4 protein-coding genes and 1 pseudogene are annotated in these 2,566 nt (G+C 41.1%); 2 read left to right on the forward strand and 3 right to left on the reverse strand.

Annotated elements, in window-relative coordinates; all coding sequences use genetic code 11:
- The first annotated feature begins 213 nt into the window (after positions 1-213).
- Both ACUVXA_RS19625 and ACUVXA_RS19630 read left to right on the forward strand, forming a co-directional pair.
- Positions 214-585 (forward strand): hypothetical protein, encoded by a 372-nt coding sequence (locus ACUVXA_RS19625; protein ID WP_445872985.1) that lies wholly within the window; start codon positions 214-216, stop codon positions 583-585.
- 58 nt (positions 586-643) lie between these two features.
- Positions 644-1,429: a hypothetical protein gene (locus ACUVXA_RS19630; protein WP_445872986.1), complete on the forward strand. Its 786-nt coding sequence runs from the start codon at positions 644-646 to the stop codon at positions 1,427-1,429.
- Positions 1,430-1,522: 93 nt separating this feature from the next.
- On the opposite strand, the gene ACUVXA_RS19635 is transcribed toward ACUVXA_RS19630, so the two are convergent.
- The 3 genes and pseudogenes from ACUVXA_RS19635 to ACUVXA_RS19645 all read right to left on the reverse strand — a co-directional run.
- Entirely contained in the window at positions 1,523-1,792 is a 270-nt protein-coding gene (locus tag ACUVXA_RS19635) for a glycosyltransferase family 2 protein (RefSeq protein WP_445872987.1), read from the reverse strand.
- Between the two features lie 214 nt (positions 1,793-2,006).
- A complete protein-coding gene (locus ACUVXA_RS19640) occupies positions 2,007-2,192 on the reverse strand; it encodes a hypothetical protein (protein ID WP_445872988.1) in 186 nt (61 codons plus the stop codon).
- Positions 2,193-2,222: 30 nt separating this feature from the next.
- Positions 2,223-2,429: pseudogene (locus ACUVXA_RS19645) on the reverse strand (glycosyltransferase family 2 protein); the annotation flags it as partial.
- Positions 2,430-2,566: the final 137 nt, after the last annotated feature.

Consider the following 2,566-nt stretch of genomic DNA (forward strand, 5'->3'; position numbering starts at 1 on the left):
ATACAATAACTTTTTACATCGCCAAGTGGTAGTGCAGCCAATACCACTTCAATTCAGGCATTTTGTACCAGAATTTGGTACAACAGGGGCTTAAAAGTTTAATTAAGTATATGCAAGTAAACTTTCAATCAAAGGGTATTGATATAGAATAATAGACAAAAAATAAAGCATAAGGCAACCGATATAGAAAGAAAAAAACAGGAGAGTTGCCTTATGCCCTCAAAGTTTGTGCAATGTTACAGTAGATATATCGAGTTTTGCTATAAGTTCTTTAACAGGATTCTTCTGAAAGGTTACATCCCCTGGATACAGAGGGAAAACGGTATGGTGTACTTTTTGAAGGAGATTAGGGGGATTAAGTGTATCGGTACAGAAGCATTGAGGAATCTGACAAGGGGATTCATTCAGCGGGTAGAGCGCTATGCAGAAGAGAATTTGTCAGTTGAGGATGCTAATGGGTTAAATCGGATATGCAGCAAGCTGAACGATGATCCTTTATGGGGCTTTGCCGACAGGTGGATATACCAATTTGTGCCGATTTTGAGCAAGGAAAGGGAAGCTTGGCTATTACTACCGATACTTTAGCTCGCAGGTTGAGTACAGTCACAATATAGTGTTCAGGGATGAGAGGGTGCTGAGCGAATTGTTTCAGGCAATGATCGACCAGTTTCGGAGGATAGGAAAGTCCGTTAGTATCAGTCAGATATTTGAGCGAAGGATAACAGGCAGGTACAAGGGAGTATTTCAGAGTAACATCCACATGGAAGGGGAACATTCCTGTATTAAGAGCTGGTATAAGAACTGTTATGTAAAACAGTACAACAAAAAGGGGAAGCTATTAAGGACGGAGACCTGCCTCAATAATTCCTATGATATTGGTGTAAAGAAGAGTGTGGTGAATCTGGGGTATATAGGAAAAGTGAGTCATGGGATAAACGAGAGGTATTTGGACTCTCAAGTAGGGATTGATGAGAGGTTTCTGGGGAGACATAATTTAGCTGAGTTAGCGAGGACTGAACAGATAGGGAACAAACGGATAACAGGGATACGGATAGAGGATAAGAGGATTATGGGAGTGATTGAGGCGTTACTGAAGCGCTCTAATGTAATAGCACACATAACAAACAAAGATCTGAGGAAAGAAGTGCAGAGGGTAGTGGGCATAAGAGATAAAGGGTACGGAAGCACTAATATGGGTTATGAGTTGAAAAGGTTAGTGGTGAAAAACATCATAAAGAGAGTTGAAGGTACTCCTAGATATGTGTTCACAGAATTCGGCTACAAACTCTGTTTGATGTTACTACTTATAAAGGACAGAGTTGTTGAGCCTATGATTTCCGGTATTAGAGCTGGGTTAAAAACAGCAAAAAATTATATGCTATCCAGGCTTACAGCGCAATTTATGAAAATAAATGAAATATTCGATTAAATATTTGAATTGGCTTGTTTAAAAAAACATGAAATTCTGGTACAGAATACCATAAGTCCTTAAGATAAAACCATAAAACCTTAAGATAAAACCTTAATATCCGTAAATGGGATGAACTCTAGAGTGGCTTTCGCCGAATTTATGGTAAATAATTGAGTCTAAGTTTACCCCGAATCTCAATCCCTGCTTCCTGGCCATACACGAATAAGCCCAATCCTCATTGCCAAAAAAGAAGTCTTCGTCAAGCAAACCTACCGTTTCAAAAAGCTCTTGAAAAGCAAGTAGATAACACATAGAGATATGATCGGTTGGCCGCGCACCAGAGTAACTATGATCATCCATCATATTTAGCCCAAGATGCAATGAATTAGCTCGCCACAACCTTAGACGAGCGCCAGCATACCAAATACGACTAGGTTCATCTTTGTAAAGGGTCTTAGGACCTACAGCCGACCACTCAAGGTTACTCTTCAAAGTTGCCACAGAATATTTTAAGAAATCGGGTTCCACTACCGCGTCATTGTTGAGCAAAAGGATTAGTGTATTTTTTCTTTTCAGTATATAACGAAGAGCTATATTATTCCCTGCCGCAAATCCCAGGATTTTTTCCATTACAAATAAGGACCATCCTACGAGCTGGGGGCAGGTTGTAATGTTTGAGTTCTTCCTGAGTAACTTCTTTTTCTTCGGCTTGTAAGCGGTCATATTCAATCAACTGGACCGGCTTTGTCGTAGGATCATACTCGAGAAAATTAGATACCATAGGAATCTCTCCGCGCCCCCAGGCCTTAATCTTCTCCACTGAGTCGTCAGTCGAGCCATTATCTACTACAATAACCTGGTAGTCAGGATATATGATTCGTTGCAGTGACTCCAGGCACTCAATCGTATCCCGCCAGCCGTTCCAGTTGAGAACAATAATGGCCACCTTGGGCCAGGATTTTGGCTCTTGCGGTTGTGTTTGAATAGCTTGCCGGGTCACCATAGCGGATTCCTTCATTTCGTCGCGATCAGCACAACCACCTCTCCCGTACTCCCCATCCAGAATAGCTTGTGTGCCCTCGCCCTCATTTTATCTTATCCTGTTAGCTAAACTTGAAAAGTGGACTATTTAAAGCTTAAAAGTGGACTCTGCGA

Source organism: Candidatus Jordarchaeum sp. (genome assembly GCF_052745115.1).

Excerpts from the sequence above, each read along its gene's own strand:
- ACUVXA_RS19625 (WP_445872985.1), top strand. The coding sequence starts at position 214 with ATGCCCTCAAAGTTTGTGCAATGTTACAGTAGATATATCGAGTTTTGC.
- ACUVXA_RS19640 (WP_445872988.1), bottom strand. The coding sequence starts at position 2,192 with ATGGTATCTAATTTTCTCGAGTATGATCCTACGACAAAGCCGGTCCAG.